This is a genomic window from Pseudoalteromonas sp. Xi13 (assembly GCF_003952205.1).
Classification (GTDB): Bacteria; Pseudomonadota; Gammaproteobacteria; order Enterobacterales; family Alteromonadaceae; genus Pseudoalteromonas; species Pseudoalteromonas atlantica.
On the sequence record NZ_CP034439.1, the window covers coordinates 1,552,332 to 1,568,209 of the forward strand.

The 15,878-nt window shown below is 40.9% G+C and carries 17 protein-coding genes; 3 read left to right on the top strand and 14 right to left on the bottom strand.

What is annotated here, in order from left to right; translation table 11 throughout:
- Nucleotides 1–220 precede the first annotated feature (220 nt).
- Nucleotides 221–1,438 (top strand): pyridoxal phosphate-dependent aminotransferase, encoded by a 1,218-nt coding sequence (locus tag EJ103_RS07045; protein ID WP_004587766.1) that lies wholly within the window; start codon nucleotides 221–223, stop codon nucleotides 1,436–1,438.
- An 83-nt stretch (nucleotides 1,439–1,521) separates the two neighbouring features.
- Here the strand turns inward: EJ103_RS07045 and EJ103_RS07050 are convergent, their stop codons facing one another.
- The 4 genes from EJ103_RS07050 to EJ103_RS07065 all read right to left on the bottom strand — a co-directional run bounded on the left by EJ103_RS07050 (nucleotide 1,522) and on the right by EJ103_RS07065 (nucleotide 4,630).
- The gene (locus EJ103_RS07050) at nucleotides 1,522–1,989 is read right to left on the bottom strand and encodes a glycine zipper 2TM domain-containing protein (protein WP_126006733.1); all 468 of its coding nucleotides are present in this window, start codon (nucleotides 1,987–1,989) and stop codon (nucleotides 1,522–1,524) included.
- 213 nt (nucleotides 1,990–2,202) lie between these two features.
- Nucleotides 2,203–2,820 carry a penicillin-binding protein activator LpoB gene (gene lpoB / locus EJ103_RS07055; RefSeq protein WP_024032666.1) on the bottom strand — a complete coding sequence of 206 codons (618 nt, stop codon included), beginning with the start codon at nucleotides 2,818–2,820 and terminating at the stop codon, nucleotides 2,203–2,205.
- Between the two features lie 11 nt (nucleotides 2,821–2,831).
- Nucleotides 2,832–3,257 carry a YcfL family protein gene (locus tag EJ103_RS07060; RefSeq protein WP_024032667.1) on the bottom strand — a complete coding sequence of 142 codons (426 nt, stop codon included), beginning with the start codon at nucleotides 3,255–3,257 and terminating at the stop codon, nucleotides 2,832–2,834.
- 8 nt (nucleotides 3,258–3,265) lie between these two features.
- Nucleotides 3,266–4,630: an adenine DNA methylase gene (locus tag EJ103_RS07065; RefSeq protein WP_126006735.1), complete on the bottom strand. Its 1,365-nt coding sequence runs from the start codon at nucleotides 4,628–4,630 to the stop codon at nucleotides 3,266–3,268.
- 383 nt (nucleotides 4,631–5,013) lie between these two features.
- Here EJ103_RS07065 and EJ103_RS07070 point away from each other — a divergent pair, with 383 nt between their 5' ends.
- Entirely contained in the window at nucleotides 5,014–5,886 is an 873-nt protein-coding gene (locus EJ103_RS07070; protein ID WP_126006737.1) for a DMT family transporter, read from the top strand.
- 64 nt (nucleotides 5,887–5,950) lie between these two features.
- Here the strand turns inward: EJ103_RS07070 and EJ103_RS07075 are convergent, their stop codons facing one another.
- From EJ103_RS07075 to EJ103_RS07105, 7 genes are all read right to left on the bottom strand, one after another.
- On the bottom strand, nucleotides 5,951–6,637 hold the full coding sequence (locus EJ103_RS07075; protein WP_126006739.1) for a M15 family metallopeptidase: 687 nt from the start codon (nucleotides 6,635–6,637) through the stop codon (nucleotides 5,951–5,953).
- Nucleotides 6,637–7,767: a succinyl-diaminopimelate desuccinylase gene (dapE, locus tag EJ103_RS07080; protein WP_126006741.1), complete on the bottom strand. Its 1,131-nt coding sequence runs from the start codon at nucleotides 7,765–7,767 to the stop codon at nucleotides 6,637–6,639. Before dapE ends, EJ103_RS07075 begins: the two co-directional genes overlap by 1 nt.
- On the bottom strand, nucleotides 7,767–8,111 hold the full coding sequence (locus tag EJ103_RS07085; RefSeq protein ID WP_096041847.1) for an ArsC family reductase: 345 nt from the start codon (nucleotides 8,109–8,111) through the stop codon (nucleotides 7,767–7,769). Before EJ103_RS07085 ends, dapE begins: the two co-directional genes overlap by 1 nt.
- 4 nt (nucleotides 8,112–8,115) lie before the next feature.
- Nucleotides 8,116–8,613 (bottom strand): PTS glucose transporter subunit IIA, encoded by a 498-nt coding sequence (locus tag EJ103_RS07090; RefSeq protein ID WP_126006743.1) that lies wholly within the window; start codon nucleotides 8,611–8,613, stop codon nucleotides 8,116–8,118.
- A complete protein-coding gene (locus EJ103_RS07095) occupies nucleotides 8,614–9,003 on the bottom strand; it encodes an ACT domain-containing protein (protein WP_004587776.1) in 390 nt (129 codons plus the stop codon).
- Between the two features lie 226 nt (nucleotides 9,004–9,229).
- Nucleotides 9,230–11,389 carry a phosphate acetyltransferase gene (gene pta / locus EJ103_RS07100; RefSeq protein WP_126006745.1) on the bottom strand — a complete coding sequence of 720 codons (2,160 nt, stop codon included), beginning with the start codon at nucleotides 11,387–11,389 and terminating at the stop codon, nucleotides 9,230–9,232.
- Between the two features lie 2 nt (nucleotides 11,390–11,391).
- Nucleotides 11,392–12,606 carry an acetate kinase gene (locus EJ103_RS07105; protein ID WP_126008737.1) on the bottom strand — a complete coding sequence of 405 codons (1,215 nt, stop codon included), beginning with the start codon at nucleotides 12,604–12,606 and terminating at the stop codon, nucleotides 11,392–11,394.
- A 300-nt stretch (nucleotides 12,607–12,906) separates the two neighbouring features.
- Here EJ103_RS07105 and yfbV point away from each other — a divergent pair, with 300 nt between their 5' ends.
- Nucleotides 12,907–13,353, top strand: coding sequence for a terminus macrodomain insulation protein YfbV (yfbV, locus tag EJ103_RS07110; RefSeq protein ID WP_054982400.1), 447 nt, complete (start codon nucleotides 12,907–12,909; stop codon nucleotides 13,351–13,353).
- Between the two features lie 132 nt (nucleotides 13,354–13,485).
- On the opposite strand, the gene EJ103_RS07115 is transcribed toward yfbV, so the two are convergent.
- The 3 genes from EJ103_RS07115 to xthA are packed head-to-tail and all read right to left on the bottom strand — an operon-like array spanning nucleotide 13,486 to nucleotide 15,742.
- The gene (locus EJ103_RS07115; protein WP_126006747.1) at nucleotides 13,486–14,286 is read right to left on the bottom strand and encodes a putative RNA methyltransferase; all 801 of its coding nucleotides are present in this window, start codon (nucleotides 14,284–14,286) and stop codon (nucleotides 13,486–13,488) included.
- Nucleotides 14,283–14,930 carry an energy-coupling factor ABC transporter permease gene (locus EJ103_RS07120; protein WP_126006749.1) on the bottom strand — a complete coding sequence of 216 codons (648 nt, stop codon included), beginning with the start codon at nucleotides 14,928–14,930 and terminating at the stop codon, nucleotides 14,283–14,285. Before EJ103_RS07120 ends, EJ103_RS07115 begins: the two co-directional genes overlap by 4 nt.
- A gap of 5 nt (nucleotides 14,931–14,935) precedes the next feature.
- A complete protein-coding gene (gene xthA / locus EJ103_RS07125; protein WP_096041844.1) occupies nucleotides 14,936–15,742 on the bottom strand; it encodes an exodeoxyribonuclease III in 807 nt (268 codons plus the stop codon).
- Nucleotides 15,743–15,878 lie beyond the last annotated feature (136 nt).

A 15,878-nucleotide genomic window follows, 5' to 3' on the forward strand; every position in this document is an offset into this window, starting at 1 on the left:
TACGCTGGCATTTTACGCCTTTACTAGGGTAGTCTTAGACTTTACTAGGGCGTGTTTGGCCTCTCGATAATAAATTTGATCACGCATTGCCCAAGGGCCACCCTTGGGCTAGTAACACAATTTTACCGAGCCCATTAGGTTATAACCCTCGCATTGTATAAAACCCACTCCTAGTTAATTATTTTTTTCCATAAAGCCAGTTCGCCCCAAAGAGGTAAAAATGTCAGATATTAAAAAGAGTCACAAATTAGAAGGTGTATGTTATGACATTCGTGGACCGGTTTTAGCACAAGCCAAAAAAATGGAAGACGAAGGTCAAAAGGTACTAAAGCTTAATATTGGTAACCCTGCGGCGTTTGGTTTTGATATGCCAGAGGACATGCACCGCGATATTATTCGTAATTTGTATTCGGCCCAAGGCTACTGCGACTCTAAGGGGTTATATTCAGCCCGTGTAGCGGTTTATCAGCATTACCAGCAACGAGGTTTACATAACCTAGATGTAGATAATATTTATATTGGTAATGGGGTGAGCGAGCTTATTCAAATGATCACCCAAGCGTTATTAAATAACGATGATGAAGTGCTTATTCCTGCGCCTGATTACCCACTGTGGACCGCGTCAGTTAAATTAGCAGGTGGCAACCCTGTTCATTATTTATGTGATGAAGAGCAAGATTGGTTTCCGGATATTGCCGATATAAAAAGTAAAATTACGTCTAAAACAAAAGCGCTTGTACTAATTAACCCTAATAACCCAACCGGCGCGGTTTATAGTGACGATTTACTTTTAGAGTTAATTAATGTGGCGCGCGAGCATAAGCTGTTATTGCTTAGCGATGAAATTTACGAAAAGATTTTATACGATGGCATCACCCACACCTCAATTGGTGCGCTATGCGACGATGTGCCCATTATTACCTTTAATGGTTTAGCTAAAACCTACCGTGCGGCAGGTATTCGAATGGGCTGGATGGTACTAAGCGGGCGCACCTCAGCAATGGAAGATTTACGTAAAGGGCTAGATATTTTATCGTCTATGCGTTTGTGTGCCAATGTACCCGCGCAATATGCGATACAACAAGCGCTAGGGGGCGTGCAATCAATAGATAGCTTAATCGACCCAGGCGGGCGATTATATGTTCAGCGCGATATTGCTTGGCGTGGGCTGAATGCTATTGAAGGGATAAGCTGTAAAAAGCCAAAGGGGGCGCTTTACGCCTTTGCTAAAGTAGACACGGCTCATTTTAATGTCACTGATGATGAAAAAATGATGTTTGATTTACTAAAAGCAGAAAAAATATTATTAGTGCATGGGCGTGCATTTAATTGGCCAGAGCCTGATCACTTTAGGTTAGTGTTTTTACCTAACAAAGACGATTTATCGAGTGCGATGCTTAAAATGCAGCGCTTTTTTAAAGACTATCGCCAAGTTTAGTTAATTCGAACTAACGCGCTGTAAATAAAAAACGAGCTTAAATAGCTCGTTTTTTATTTACACGATAATGCTGATAGGGCTTATTAGTACGCGCGGTCAACTCTTACGGTATTATCACTTAAATAGACCAACCGTACGTTATCACCTTTACTAAAGCGCATTGACTGGTCTTGGTCTTGTACCACCATGTATTGATCGCCGTTTTCTACCTGAATCAATAACTCTACGAGGTGTGTTTGCTTATAATAGCTTTTTTGCTGATTATTATGCGCCACGCTTCCGCCAATGACTGAGCCTAAAATAGTGGCGACGGTACGACCGCTCCCACCACCAAATTGATTACCGACAACCCCCCCGAGTAGGGCGCCGCCAAAGGTTTTCCAGCCATTGTTTTTGTCTTGCACAAGCTCTTGTTCGGTAATTTTACGTACAGATTTTACATCGCCAAATAAAACCTGTTGTACAGGCACGGCTTTGTTTCGCTCATAGTTAGCAAAACTTGGTGCACTGAGTGTAAGCAATACACACATTGCTATGGTTAAGGCTTTCATAGATGTCTCCTGTTGGTGTTACGCAAAGGCGATATTTTGCCTTGCGTGGATATGTATACCAATGCGCAAAAATACTTAATCATTTTGCGGCTAAACGTGTCGCTAACTAAGTTAAAGATTCTCATTTAAAACAAATAAATAGCAATTTTTCCTAGCTATCAACGCGTTTATTCCGCCTCAAAATTGATCAGTTAATTAAGCGAATTGGTATTATTACCAACCAAATGTCGATTTTTCTTTCGTTTTACGAATTTCAGTTTCGTCTGCCCACTCGACTAGGCCGCTTTGCATATCCATTAAGCGCATTGTAAATTTGTAATACACATCTGATTTATCAGCATTTGATTTAACAATGCTCGATAAGTTGCCGTACAACATGTATTGCGCACCAATTTGTTTACCAAAGGCAACTGCGGTGGCAGGGTTTACAAGGGCATCTTCGTTTTGAAAGTTAAGCTGCTCACGTACTGATTCAACACGGGTCATGTCAACAAAACGAAACTTACCGCTGCGCAACAGTTGCGTAGAGATTGAGTCGGTAATAGATTCAGTGTCTATGTGTTCACTGGTTTTATTTTTAATGCGCTCAACAAATACCACAGGGCGTTTGTTTTGGGTCATTGTACCAATAACCGGCGAGCTGAGTAGTGAGTCGGTCATTTGGCTGGCTACTTTTTGTAAATCGGTAGAGCCAAAGTTTATATCGGTGGTTTCTACTGCTTGCGCGTCGCCATAACTAACTACGGCTTTATTGGCACACCCGCTTAAAATGAGGGCGCTGAGGCCAATAACTGCATAACTCGATAACGTTTTAAATTGTGTAGTGATCATCTTTATAACCCTTATTCTTTAAATTCTTGTGCGTCGGTAGACACTTCTCTTACAGCGAGCGAAAATGTAACCGCATCCGGTGTTGGCGCTAAGCCGGGTAATTGTGTTTTAGAAAAACCAAACAGTGTTAAGGCTTGCCAAGGTGAGTGGTTTCCTTTAATTACAAACCCGTCTTTGTCGTACCAATTAAACTGATACTGTAAATATTGCGACTTTTTATATTGGCTGCTTAGTGTTACTACCACGTCGGTTAACTGGTTTGTTTGGCGTGTTTTAACATCGGTAATGGCAAGCTTTTCACCTAGAGCAGGATTATCAACATGTAACTGCTCGTTAAATGTATTTTTGCTTTGCTCAACCGAAATGCCTGATGTATCAGGTTGGCTTGCACATGCCCCAAGCATTAATGCAGCCACTAATGGCAAAGTATATTTCATGATGACTCCTAGAGTTGAACCACATGGTAGTTAAAATAGTTATTAATAGAGGTTAGGTAAATTAAGGTTAACCCTTGCTTACTAACGGTAAAATTAATAGGCGCATGGTTGCCTATTAAAAGTGTATGCGACCCTGCATTTAAACTGCTACGAGCCATGCTTATTTGATTAGGTAAAGTAAGCCAGCTGCGTGTATCGGCCTGCTCAGACGCCAAATTATAAATATTAGCAATAATATTGCCTACATCACCTGTGCTACGTGCAAGCTCTGCGCGCACTTTTTCTTTGGCTACTAAGCGTAATACTTGCCTAGATACGCGAGCCGGTATTTGTTGCTCTAATGTTTTAGCCGCTAATGCTTCTATATGCACTAATGGGTTGAGCTCTAAATTCTGAGAACCTATATTTACGCCATTAATATTAGCTATAAACGCATTATCTTTATAAACCGGCATTGCTAAACTGTAAAAACGCGCATCGCCACCTGAGGTATAAATAGGCAAGCGTAATTTAAATTCATCTTGTTTAGGCACTAAGCCTTGTTCAAACAATATAACCACTTCACCGTGATTAGCACGAAGGGGCTTTAATGGGCTAAAGCGGCGCTCAAACTCTTCTAAATCTTGGTTAAAACCTTGCTTTTTAGCTAATCGCATTACATCTTGCTGTAAGTAGTGATTGTCAGGTTGAATCTCTAATGCTTTTTTATAATCAATGTAGGCATCATCGTATTGTTTATCACTTTGGTACAACAGCGCAGATAAATAAAACGTAAAGGCATTTTGAAAACCATTTTTAATACCTCGTGTCACATTACTCATACTTGGGTAATGCTGTTGTGCTTGCTCTATTGTGTCGTTTATTTGTGTTTTATTATCTGCAAGTGCATCGACTTGTACTTTGTTAGCGCGACGTATTTCAACCAAGGCGCCTTCTAAATCACTGTTGTATACATAATTAAGTGCTTTGTAGCTATGTAGCATGCTCATTTCATATGCTGGTGGTACATAGGTAATGGCAGAGTCGTTAGTAAATAAGGCGTTACTTTGTTCAAGCCCTGCACTTAATTGAATTTTTGCTGCTTCTCGTTTTGTTTGTACCTGGGCGTATACGTTTTCAAATTGTTGTTGTGAAAGACTTTGCTCGTTAGCAAGGTCTTTTAAACGGGCTTGCTCTAATTGGTTAAGTAAATAGCTACTGTGTAACTTACTATTGTTGGCAATAAGTGATTGAGCCTGTTCAATATTGTTATTTTGAATTGCGTTTCTTACAGGCGTCATTTGGCTTGCATAGTCGTTAAATAAATCATTAAAGCCTATGGTGCTGCATCCACTTAATATAAAACAAACACTTAAAATTATACTTTGGCGCACTGAGCACTCCTATATAGTTAGGTTTTAAAGATTAACATACTCTGGTTTTGGATTTGTGTGAAATAGTGTAAAAAAGCGTAGCCTACTTTAGGGTATATAGACCTGTGAGGATTTAAAAATTATTCTCCCTAAGGTAGCCACGCGTTAGTTAAATTACGTGTATTTAAGGTAGGCATATCATCATGAATAGCTTGTGAATACCAGAGGATAGACGCTTAATTACAGCAATTTAGCAGTATATAAAGTTATAATGCTGCGAATAAGATTAGAGTAATTACAACAATGCCGCTTTACAGCTAAATGGCTCAGCTGTTTAAATACAGCGCTGGCTGAGCAAGCCAATTTAAAGCATCTCATTATAAGGTTTTAGTTAAGGAGCGATTTTGAAAGCCACTTTATACACCCTCGTTGCATTAATAGCCTTTGCGGCAAATTCTTTACTTTGCCGTATGGCGTTAGCGCAAGGTTATATTGATGCGTGGAATTTTACAATTATCAGGCTCGTAAGTGGTGCCGTGTGTTTAGGCTTAATTATGGCTGTATATACGTATAACCTTAAGCGTAAGGGCGCGCTTAATAACGCTATTTTAAGTGATACCGGAAGTTGGCGAAGCAGTATTAGTTTATTGGTATATGCACTTTGTTTTTCTATTGCTTATATAGAGCTAGATACAGGCACCGGTGCGCTTATTTTATTTTCGGCGGTGCAACTTACCATGATTGGTTGGGGCATATATAAAAAAGAGCAGCTGAGTAAATTGCAGTGGGGGGCTTTTTTTGTCGCGTTAGCTGGATTTGTTTATTTAATGTTGCCCTCTGCCGCTGTGCCTTCTTTGTTAGGGGCCTCGCTTATGGCGTTAAGTGGTGTTGCATGGGGCGTTTACAGTATACGCGGTAAAGCGTGTGTATCGCCGCTTCGTACCACCGCCTTTAACTTTATAAGGAGCTTAGTGGCTTTTCCTGTTTTATTACTTGTAGCAATAGGCTATTTAAAAACAGTAAGTATGCAAGGGGTGCTGCTAGCGTGCGCTTCGGGCGCCATTGCATCAGGCATTGGTTACAGTATTTGGTATGTGGCCATGCCACTACTAAAAAGCACGCAAGCGGCGGTTGTACAGTTATGTGTGCCTGTACTAGCTGCTATTGCAGGTATGTTGTTTTTATCTGAGCAGGTAACAGTGGAGTTTATTATTGCAAGCTCACTAATACTTGGCTCGGTATTGGTGTTTATATTAAATAAGCATACAGCGCGGTAATGCCAATAAAAGTTGCCACGTTTTATCAGTACTGATGGCTTTTAAAGTGAATAAAAGCCCGCTATTAAGGCGGGCTTACATTTGTTATAAAACGTTTATATAGCGCGGGTAAATTATCTAAAATGGCTGACTTACCCTCTAAATCGCTGTTGCTTATACATTCGTAAAGCATCGCTTCGCTCAATGTGTTTACTAACCGCTGAGATTGCTTAATATGGCTAATATGCCAAAGTTCAGGTGCTACGCCGCCTAAATCCTGTTTGTAGGGGCGATAAAAACCATATTTAGCTAGATTTTTATCAAGCCACTGGCTGAGTGGCGCAAATGGCCCACCATGTTGGTATTCATCAGGGGTAAGTTGCAGCTTATAGTCATCGTTAATTGCAGCGGTATCATACACATCAAGGTCGGTACCTAAATGATGCCGACTAGCCCCTGGCAAGGCAGAGTAGAGCATAATAGCCGTGCATTTTTCCAGCTCATTTAGCTTGCTTAAATCCACTATCTGTTGCTGTTTATTAAAAACAGGGCGTATACCTAAAAACTTGTTATTCCAAATCATAGCTTGGCGATTAAAATCGCGAAAACTTGAGGCAATAGTCAACTCAAAACCAGCATTTTTAGCGCCATTTTGCAGGGCTATAAAGTCATCAATAATATCAGTATGTAACCGATGCGATTGAATCTCAGTGAGGTGTGTATCACTTTGTCCAGTGATACACATTGCTAATGTATTGGTATCGAGTGCCATTAGGTCAACAATTGCTCTAAAATTTGCTCGTAAATATCTGCTAAAGCGATTAAATCATCGGTGCTTACACATTCATCTACTTTATGAATAGTGGCGTTACGCGGGCCTAGTTCAATCACTTTTGCGCCTGTTTGCGCTATAAAGCGCCCATCTGACGTACCCCCGGTGGTTTCGAGGTTAGTAGTTAACCCCGTGACAGATTTAATCGCATTTACGGTGGCATCAACTAACGGGCCATGCTCGGTAATAAACGGCAAGCCGTTTACTATCCAGCTTAATTCGTAGTTTAAGTCATACGTTTGTAAAATAGCATTAACCCGTTCTTGTAATTGCTGATGAGTTACTTCGGTACTAAATCTAAAATTAAATTGCACCTCAAGCTCGCCCGGTATGACATTCCCGGCCCCCGTGCCACCATTTATATTTGATACCTGGAAGCTGGTTGCAGGGAAAAATTCATTGCCGTTGTCCCACACTGTTTGGCTAAGTTCAGTAATGGCGGGGGCAGTCAAATGAATTGGGTTTTGTGCTAAGTGGGGGTAGGCTACATGGCCTTGCACACCTTTTACTTTTAAAAAGCCAGTAAGGGAGCCACGACGGCCATTTTTTACTACATCACCGAGTACATCTCGCGATGAAGGCTCGCCCACTAAGCACATATCAATTTTTTCGCCACGTGCTTCAAGCGTGTCTATTACTTTGGTTGTGCCGTTGATAAAGGGGCCTTCTTCATCAGAGGTAATTAAAAATGAGATTGAGCCTTTATGATCAGGGTTTTTAGCCACAAAGCGCTCAGTAGCAACAAGCATTGCTGCCAGAGAGCCCTTCATATCAGCTGCGCCTCGGCCATGCAGCAAACCATCTTCAATTAAGCCTGAAAATGGCGGGTGCTGCCAGTTTTGTGCAGGTCCTGTAGGGACTACATCGGTATGGCCTGCAAAACAAAAGTGTGGCGACTGGTTTCCTTTTCGGGCCCATGTATTGAGTGTATCGGTAAAAAATAATGACTCAATATTAAAGCCTAGGGCTTTTAAACGCTCGTTCATCATTGATTGGCAACCCGCATCTTCAGGGGTTACCGACTCGCGCTGAATAAGCGCTTGTGCAAGTGCAATTACTTCATGTGTCATTATTTAAATATCTCATCGTATTGCGCAGCTTTAAAGCCTAAGTGGTAGCTGTTGTTATTAACAAGCACTGGGCGCTTGATCATAGCTGGTTGCTCTACAAGTAATGTTATAGCCGTGTCTTTGCTTAGGTTTTGCTTTTGCTCATCAGCGAGTGCGCGATAGGTTGTGCCACGCTTATTAACTAATTGCTCCCAGTCAATATGCTCAGCAAATTCGCTTACAAGCTGCTCGTTTACACCGTCTTTTCGGTAATCGTGAAAGGTAAAATCTATGTTGTTGTCGGCGAGGTATTTTTTGGCTTTTTTAATGGTGTCGCAATTACTAATGCCGTAAAGAGTGATCATAGGTTTAGTTCTTCTTAATAATAGTTAAAAGGGGGTCTACACCCGCATTTACTTGCGTGTGTGAATAATGAAAAGTGCCTAAGTTATGGCCATTTAATAGCACCAAGCTGGCCAGTAAGGGCGATTTAAGTTCGCGTAAATCAAAGTAAGCTAAGCGCTGCCCTTTGCTTATTTTGCTGCCATTTAGCTGTGCAATATGTGTGTGTGTAATAGGCTGCTGCGCCGGCAGTGACAAGTTAATGAGAACCTTTAAACCGTTATTTGCTTGGAGAATAAATTCACATCCTGCATTTTTAACCTTCACTAAAGTGCCATCAAAGGGCGCTAAAATTTTATGATTACTTAGTGCAACCAACATAGTTGGCCCAAGGGTAGAAAATTTAAAAAAGGGCTCAGGGTGCAGGTTCAAATCAATGACTTTGCCGCTAAAGGGGCTGGTAATTTTTAATGCGCTGGCGGGGAGCTTATTTTGCGCTAAAAACTCGATAGAGGCTGCTCTCATTTATTGATCTACTACTAAATTGTAGCCATCGTTTTTAAGTGCAGTGATGGCTTGCTGCGCAGTGTGTTTTTTTACCAAAATATAATCTGTGTCGTAGGTTGAGATAGAAAAAATAGAAATATTAGCCTTTGCAAGCACGCCAGATATATTGGCCATAATCCCCGTTAAAGAAAACCCCAACGGGCCAACCACTTCAAGTGCTTGCCAATCAGGCTCTGTATCTAAACACTCAATAGCAAAATGACTAGGGCAAACAATAGAAAGCTCATCATGAGTTTTAGAAATAAAAAATAGGGGTAATTTTAATAGCGCTACAGGAATGTCTGCATCCACTTCTAAACTATGAATTGACAACAGCGTGCTGTGTAATTGTAATGTTTGTTTTGACATTAATAACCTGCAAACAGCGTATAGAGTCAGTTAATAGTATAGATTATTGGCTTTAAATTAAAGGTGTAACAGCCACTAAAATAAAGGCTGTGTGACTGTGGGTAATAAGGATTTAAAACTTACCCACAATTTCTGTGGATAAGTATGGGAATTGGTAGGTATAAATAGCCTAACTAACTAATTAATAAGTAAATATTAGCTAGGCTATAAAAAGCACTAGTTTGATTTAGGCGTTTTCGAGCGCTTCAACTTGAGCTGCTTGAATAGCCGTAAGTGCAATGGTGTACACTATGTCATCGACTAATGCGCCACGGCTTAAATCGTTAACGGGCTTTCGCATACCTTGTAGCATAGGCCCTATGCTGATTAGATCGGCACTACGTTGTACGGCTTTGTAGGTTGTGTTACCGGTATTAAGGTCTGGGAAAATAAATACCGTAGCTTTACCGGCTACTGGGCTATTTGGTGCTTTTTTAAGAGCAACATTTTCCATAATCGCAGCGTCGTATTGCAATGGCCCATCAATAATTAAATCAGGACGTTTTTGTTGAGCAATTTGCGTGGCTTCACGCACTTTTTCAACATCGGCGCCAGAGCCAGAAGTACCTGTGCTGTAGCTTATCATGGCAACACGTGGCTCTATGCCAAACGCGGCTGCAGAGTCGGCTGACTGAATAGCGATATCTGCTAATTGTTCTGCATTAGGGTCGGGGTTAATTGCACAGTCGCCATATACCAGTACTTGGTCAGGCAGCAGCATAAAAAACACAGACGATACAAGTGATGACCCTGGAGCAGTTTTAATTAGCTGTAGCGGTGGGCGAATTGTATTAGCTGTTGTGTTAACAGCGCCAGATACTAAGCCATCGACTTTACCTTGCTCAAGCATCATAGTGCCCAGTACAACATTATCTTGTAATTGCTCTTGTGCTACGACTTCTGTTAAGCCTTTGCTTTTACGAATTTCGACCATAGGTGCAACATAGTCGTTAATCACCGATTTTGGCTCAACAATACTTACATGTTCGTTAAGCTCAATACCTTGTTGCTCGGCAATACGCATTATTTCATCGCGATCGCCAAGTAATACTGTTTTGGCAATACCACGTTGTCCACAAATAGCCGCGGCTTTAATAGTACGCGGCTCATTTCCTTCAGGAAGTACCACTGTTTTAGCTGCTTTACGGGCTTTATCTGTAAGTAAATAACGAAACGCAGGAGGAGAGAGCTTACGTGTTTTACCAACATTTTTTGCAAGCGTATCGAGCCAATCAGAATCGATATATTCTGCGTTGTGATCTTTTACTTTTTCAATACGTTGGTCATCATCGCTTGGTACTTCCATATTAAAATTATGCAGTAGTAATGATGTACGCCAAGTATCGGCCTCTGTGGCTAAAATAGGCAAGCCTGTTTGCATTGCTTGTTCACACAGCGCCATTATACGCGGCTCTGGTTCAAAACCACCGGTAAGTAAAATAGCACCAATTTTAGTGCCGTTCATGGCCGACAAACACGCAGCGACTAAAATATCTGAACGATCGCCCGGGGTGACTAATAATGCGCCCGGTGTAAAGTGGTTCAAAATGTTTGATACAGTACGCGCACAAAATGTAATACGGCGTAAGCGACGGTGTAGCATGTCGCCTTCGTTAATTATGGTGGCTTTTAAATACGCGCTTAAATCTTTAACGCGCGGCGCAACTAATTCAAAGTCCCACGGGATGGCGCCTAACAGCATAAATGGGTTTTTTCTAAAAATAGGTAAAGAAGCTAAACGGTTTAATTCGTTATCGAGCTCTTCTGCTTTGTATGAATCGACCAAATCAGCGCGGGCGCGGCCTTCTTCATCAAGCGGGGCATTCACTTTGTTAAAAATACAGCCTAAAACACGCGGGTGATCAATGCCACCATAATACCCAGCAGCAATTTCTAAACGGTCTTCAATTTGCGTAATGGTGTAATTACCAGGGGTTAATACAAATACAATATCGGCACCCAGAGTTTGGGCTATTTCGCGGTTTACACGCCCTGCATAAGGTTGGCGGCGAGTAGGCACCATACCTTCAATAATAGCCACTTCGTCATCGTTAATTTTACTTTCAAAGCGCTCTACTATTTCTTCAAGTAAATCATCGCCCTTACCATCGCCAATCATTTGCTCTGCATAGCTTAATGCAAAGGGAGTTGGTGGGGTAATTGATGAGCCTTGCATAATAATTTGAGTTGATTTTTCAGGGCCTGTTTCACCCGTACGTGGCTGGGCAATTGGCTTGAAAAAGTTAACTTTCACGGTTTTTTGCTCAAGCGCACGCACTAACCCGACAGAAACAGATGTTAAACCAACACCCGTAGAAACCGGAATTAACATAATACGACGTGCCATAATTAAAGCTCCTTCACAATGTTAGCGGCATCAAGGGCAATCACCCATTCTTCATTAGTTGGCATTACAACCGCTTTAGTGGTCGCGTTGTCAGAGCTAATAATGCCTTCATTACCAAATCGCGCATCTAAGTTGGCTTGTTTATCGCAATCTAGGCCTAAAAACGCCAGTTGTGTGATTACTTTTTCGCGGATAATATCTGAGTTTTCGCCTATACCACCGGTAAAAATAAGCGCATCTAACTGCTGTAATGGCACCATGTAGGCGGCAATTTGTTTAGCAAGGCGGTAGCAAAAAATGTCAAGTGCAAGGGCGGCTTTTTCATGGCCAGCTACAGCGGCTTCTTCTATGGTTCTGCAGTCGTTAGACAGTTCACTAATACCTAACAAACCACTTTCTTTATTAAGTAAGTTGTCGATTTGTTTTGCATCATAATTAAGTTGTGTTGTTAAAAAGTTAAATAAACCAGGGTCGATATCACCACTGCGGGTGCCCATTACTAACCCAGCAAGCGGGGTTAAGCCCATGCTAGTATCTACACTTTTACCGCCTTTAATTGCACACACAGAACAACCATTACCTAAATGCGCACTAATAAAATTGCTTTGCTCAACAGGCTTATTAATTAATTTAGCGGTTTGGCCTGCTACATAATAGTGGCTTGTGCCGTGCATACCGTAACGGCGAACACCGTGCTCTGTGTATAGCTTGTAAGGGAGTGCATATAAGTAGGCTACTTTATCCATGGTTTGATGAAATGCAGTGTCAAAAACAGCAACCTGTGGCAAACCAGCAAACGAAGCCTGCGCTGATGAAATACCCAGTAAGTTTGCATGGCCATGTAAAGGGGCAAGGCTTGAAGCATCTGAAATACCCGCAATGACTTTTTCATCTACTAATGCAGATTGAGTAAAGTGCTCACCACCGTGTACAACACGATGGCCTACGGCAATTAAATGCTCATCTAAGTGGTGATCTTTAATTAGGCTCACAAGCGTATTAATTGCTTCACCATGCGCTTGATTAGCAGCTAAGGTGATAACGGTTTTATCACCTTGGTATTTATATTTAATAGATGGATTTTCTGAACCTAGGCGTTCAGCTAAGCCCGAAATAATTTCATGCCCGTTATCAGCATCAATAATGGCAAATTTTAAACTCGAACTACCACAGTTTAATACTAAAACGTGTTGTGATTTAGAGGGCGTAGTTGGCATAGATACAGTTTCCATAAACAATAAATTTAGTAAGTGTACGTTAAGATATGAACAATACACTTAAGGTGCAAATTAAAGGTAAACTTAGCCACCATATAGGTGATAAAAAAGCGACTAAAGTCTAATTTATAAGATGAGTATTTTAACCCAGTTAATAAATTTAGTTTAGTGTTTAGTTGCTTATATATACAAAAACAATAACTTTTACTGCTAAAGTGTGAAGCTATTTATTTGTGTTACACTTACAGGCAGTGGCAAGCAGGCGCTACGGGTTTAAAAGTTTAGATGTGAGGAGTCATGATGCAAAAAAGTGTGATGTCACAATTACAAACGGGTAGGTTATATGCAAAAAAATGGCCTATGCGTAAAGAGTTAGCACCGTTGTTTAACGAATTTAAAGTAATTAAGGCAACCGAGCTGGCAATTACTGTAATGCCAATATTAGCCATGCTTACGTTATTTTTTCAGCTTAACTATTTAGGCCCCGATTTTTTACCGCAAGCGATTGCCAGTGCATTGTTTTTTTTATCGTTGCCGTTGCAAGGCTTGTTTTGGTTAGGTAAGCGAGCCGAAACACCATTAGAACCGAGCATGCAAAAATGGTACAACGAGTTATATACCAAAATGGTGGCAAATGGCTACCAAGCCCAAATAAGCGAAAACAAGCCCCGTTATATGGAGCTTGCACACTTATTAAAAGACATGTTTGATAAAATGGATAAAGCGTTTACTAAAGAACAATTTTAGAGCGCGTTTATCTATAAGTGTATGAGCAGAGCGCACGCTTTGCTCTGTTTATTTATAACACTCCCTCTGGCATATGAGCTGACTCAATATAGCCAGTCAGTAATCTCCTCACAAACACTCGTTATTAAAACATCAATCGGCTTTACTAAACTCGGTAATGTAAAACGATAGGGTGACGCTTTGGGCGTCTTTTTCTTCAAGAGTTTGCCAATGTTCAGGTCTAAATTTCCACGCAAACGGTGTCATCATTATTAAATTTTTAATATCTGAAAAATTAAGCGTAACCTGTTCTGTAATGAGCTTTTGATCTGCTTTTATAAAGCCGCTTGGCGTGTCAATTTCAGTGTGTTTTGCTACATCTGCATAAATATATTCTTTGAGCTCTTTTAAATGCCACGGCCCTGGGCTTGCAACTACTAATGTGGCATTTGGCGCTGCTAAACGCGCCAGCTCTTGCTCAAACAAAGGCGCAAAAACACTCAGCAATACGTCAGCAGTGCCTGACTTAAAAGGCGCCTGGCTAATTGATGCAACGCTAAAATGACATTGTGGGTATCGCTTCGCTGCATATTTTACGGCTGATTTAGAAATATCGACGCCGTATACCTGCGCCTCTATTTTATCGGCAATGGCATGAGTATAAAATCCTTCGCCGCAGCCTAAATCTATTAGCACGTTTGGTTTGCGCTCACTAATTATATTACTTAATGCGCGCTGTAAAAATGCGTAAAAGCCTTGCTCTAAAAAAGCACGCCTTGCTTGTACCATCTCGAGCGAATCACCCGGTTGCTTTGAGTTTTTGTGTTGCACCGGTAATAAATTTACATAGCCTTCTTTGGCAAAGTCGAAGGTGTGATTATTGTCACATCGAAGTGATGAATTATGTTTTAAAAGTGCGTGGTTACATAAAGGGCATTGGTATTGCAGACTCATGAGTCTAGGTAGTCCTTATCATAAAAAGTTTTGACCCAGTGTGGCCGATAAGTGATCAAAAGCGTAATGGCCATACCGTTGAGCATTGCCTCAGGAAACCAAATGATAGCACTTAGGTATACGTAATTATCTGCCAATTCCTGCCAATTATATTGCCCTATAAGCAAATAAAACAAAGCCCCTAAGCTTATTTTTAGACATGCAATAAAGCCTGCCAATATAAAAGAGCATACAAAAATATAAACAAAAAAGTGACGCGGTAAATACTGATAACTCATTATAAAGCCAAGGTAGCTTAATAATGTAGGAATAAATGCACCAAACAGTATTTGCATGGGCAAAAGGTTAAGATCAATGTTTGCAAAAGCCGCCAATAGGGCACTGGCCAGCAGGCTACTTAAAATAGCAAGACGCCACCCTAAAATTAGCGTTGCGGCAGTTACACCTAAAATGTGTAAATCAAGACCGCTTAAAATACCCGCTTTAATTTGCCATAACATGGCAAACACTAACGCACACGCAAGTACCCCTATTTGCCGTGCAGGCGTATTATAAAGTGCTTTATAGGTATTTTTTTCTACGCTTATAAAGGTAATAATTAAAACAAGGGCCCAAAGTAGCCCTTGCATTTTAAGCGTTAACATAGCAATTATTTAAAGGTTGACCAAATTGGCGCATGGTCAGAGGGCTTTTCTATGCCGCGTAATTCGTAATCTATGCCGGTATCAATACATCGCTCGGCAAGGGCATGGGTAGCAAGTACAACATCAATGCGTAGGCCACGATTATCTACAAACCCTTTAGAGCGATAATCAAACCACGAGTATTTGTCGCTTGTATCAGGGTTTTGCTCTCTGAAGGTATCTTTAAAGCCCCAATTTAATAATTTAGCAAGCCATTCGCGCTCCTCTGGTTGAAACGAGCACTTACCTGTTTTAAGCCAGCGTTTAGCGTTTACTTCACCAATACCAATATCTAAATCGGTAGGCGAAATATTGATATCGCCCATAACGATAACGTCTTCATCGGGCGTGTGGTTTGTTTCTAAATGGGTCATTAAATCTTTGTAAAACTGGCGCTTATAAGGGAATTTTGTTTCGTGATTTATATTATCGCCTTGTGGGAAATAACCATTCATTACCGTTAGGTCGCGGCCATTTTCTTGCTCAACTGTCACACTTATCATGCGTTTTTGTGCTTCTTCAGTGTCGCTGGCAAAACCTTTTAAGACCGATTTAGGCTCATTTTTGCATAACATTGCCACACCGTAGTGCGCTTTTTGACCATGAAAATAAACGTGGTAACCCATTTTTTGTACGTCCTCGAGAGGGAACGCCTCATCATGAACTTTAATTTCTTGCAAACCAATAATGTCTGGCTGGTGTTTATCTATAATTGCTTGTAACTGGTGTAAGCGAGCTCGCAGACCATTGATATTGAAAGAAATAACCTTCATAAAATTTACCTTTAATTAGACTCTGTTTTATAACTAAATTGTATCAGTAAATAAGCCTACATAACATGATCGAAATGAGAAAATAGCTGCGCAAATGTTGATCAATTGGTGCGTAAAGTTTAAACATTGTAAATGC

Bases quoted from the DNA above. Each gene is read 5' to 3' on its own strand.
- EJ103_RS07075 (WP_126006739.1), bottom strand. From the start codon at position 6,637: ATGGCACTCGATACCAATACATTAGCAATGTGTATCACTGGACAAAGT.
- EJ103_RS07085 (WP_096041847.1), bottom strand. From the start codon at position 8,111: ATGATCACTCTTTACGGCATTAGTAATTGCGACACCATTAAAAAAGCC.
- EJ103_RS07060 (WP_024032667.1), bottom strand. From the start codon at position 3,257: ATGAAATATACTTTGCCATTAGTGGCTGCATTAATGCTTGGGGCATGT.
- xthA (WP_096041844.1), bottom strand. From the start codon at position 15,742: ATGAAGGTTATTTCTTTCAATATCAATGGTCTGCGAGCTCGCTTACAC.
- EJ103_RS07120 (WP_126006749.1), bottom strand. From the start codon at position 14,930: ATGTTAACGCTTAAAATGCAAGGGCTACTTTGGGCCCTTGTTTTAATT.
- EJ103_RS07090 (WP_126006743.1), bottom strand. From the start codon at position 8,613: ATGAGAGCAGCCTCTATCGAGTTTTTAGCGCAAAATAAGCTCCCCGCC.
- EJ103_RS07105 (WP_126008737.1), bottom strand. From the start codon at position 12,606: ATGCCAACTACGCCCTCTAAATCACAACACGTTTTAGTATTAAACTGT.
- EJ103_RS07095 (WP_004587776.1), bottom strand. From the start codon at position 9,003: ATGTCAAAACAAACATTACAATTACACAGCACGCTGTTGTCAATTCAT.
- EJ103_RS07115 (WP_126006747.1), bottom strand. From the start codon at position 14,286: ATGAGTCTGCAATACCAATGCCCTTTATGTAACCACGCACTTTTAAAA.
- yfbV (WP_054982400.1), top strand. From the start codon at position 12,907: ATGCAAAAAAGTGTGATGTCACAATTACAAACGGGTAGGTTATATGCA.
- EJ103_RS07050 (WP_126006733.1), bottom strand. From the start codon at position 1,989: ATGAAAGCCTTAACCATAGCAATGTGTGTATTGCTTACACTCAGTGCA.
- pta (WP_126006745.1), bottom strand. From the start codon at position 11,389: ATGGCACGTCGTATTATGTTAATTCCGGTTTCTACGGGTGTTGGTTTA.
- EJ103_RS07045 (WP_004587766.1), top strand. From the start codon at position 221: ATGTCAGATATTAAAAAGAGTCACAAATTAGAAGGTGTATGTTATGAC.
- dapE (WP_126006741.1), bottom strand. From the start codon at position 7,767: ATGACACATGAAGTAATTGCACTTGCACAAGCGCTTATTCAGCGCGAG.
- lpoB (WP_024032666.1), bottom strand. From the start codon at position 2,820: ATGATCACTACACAATTTAAAACGTTATCGAGTTATGCAGTTATTGGC.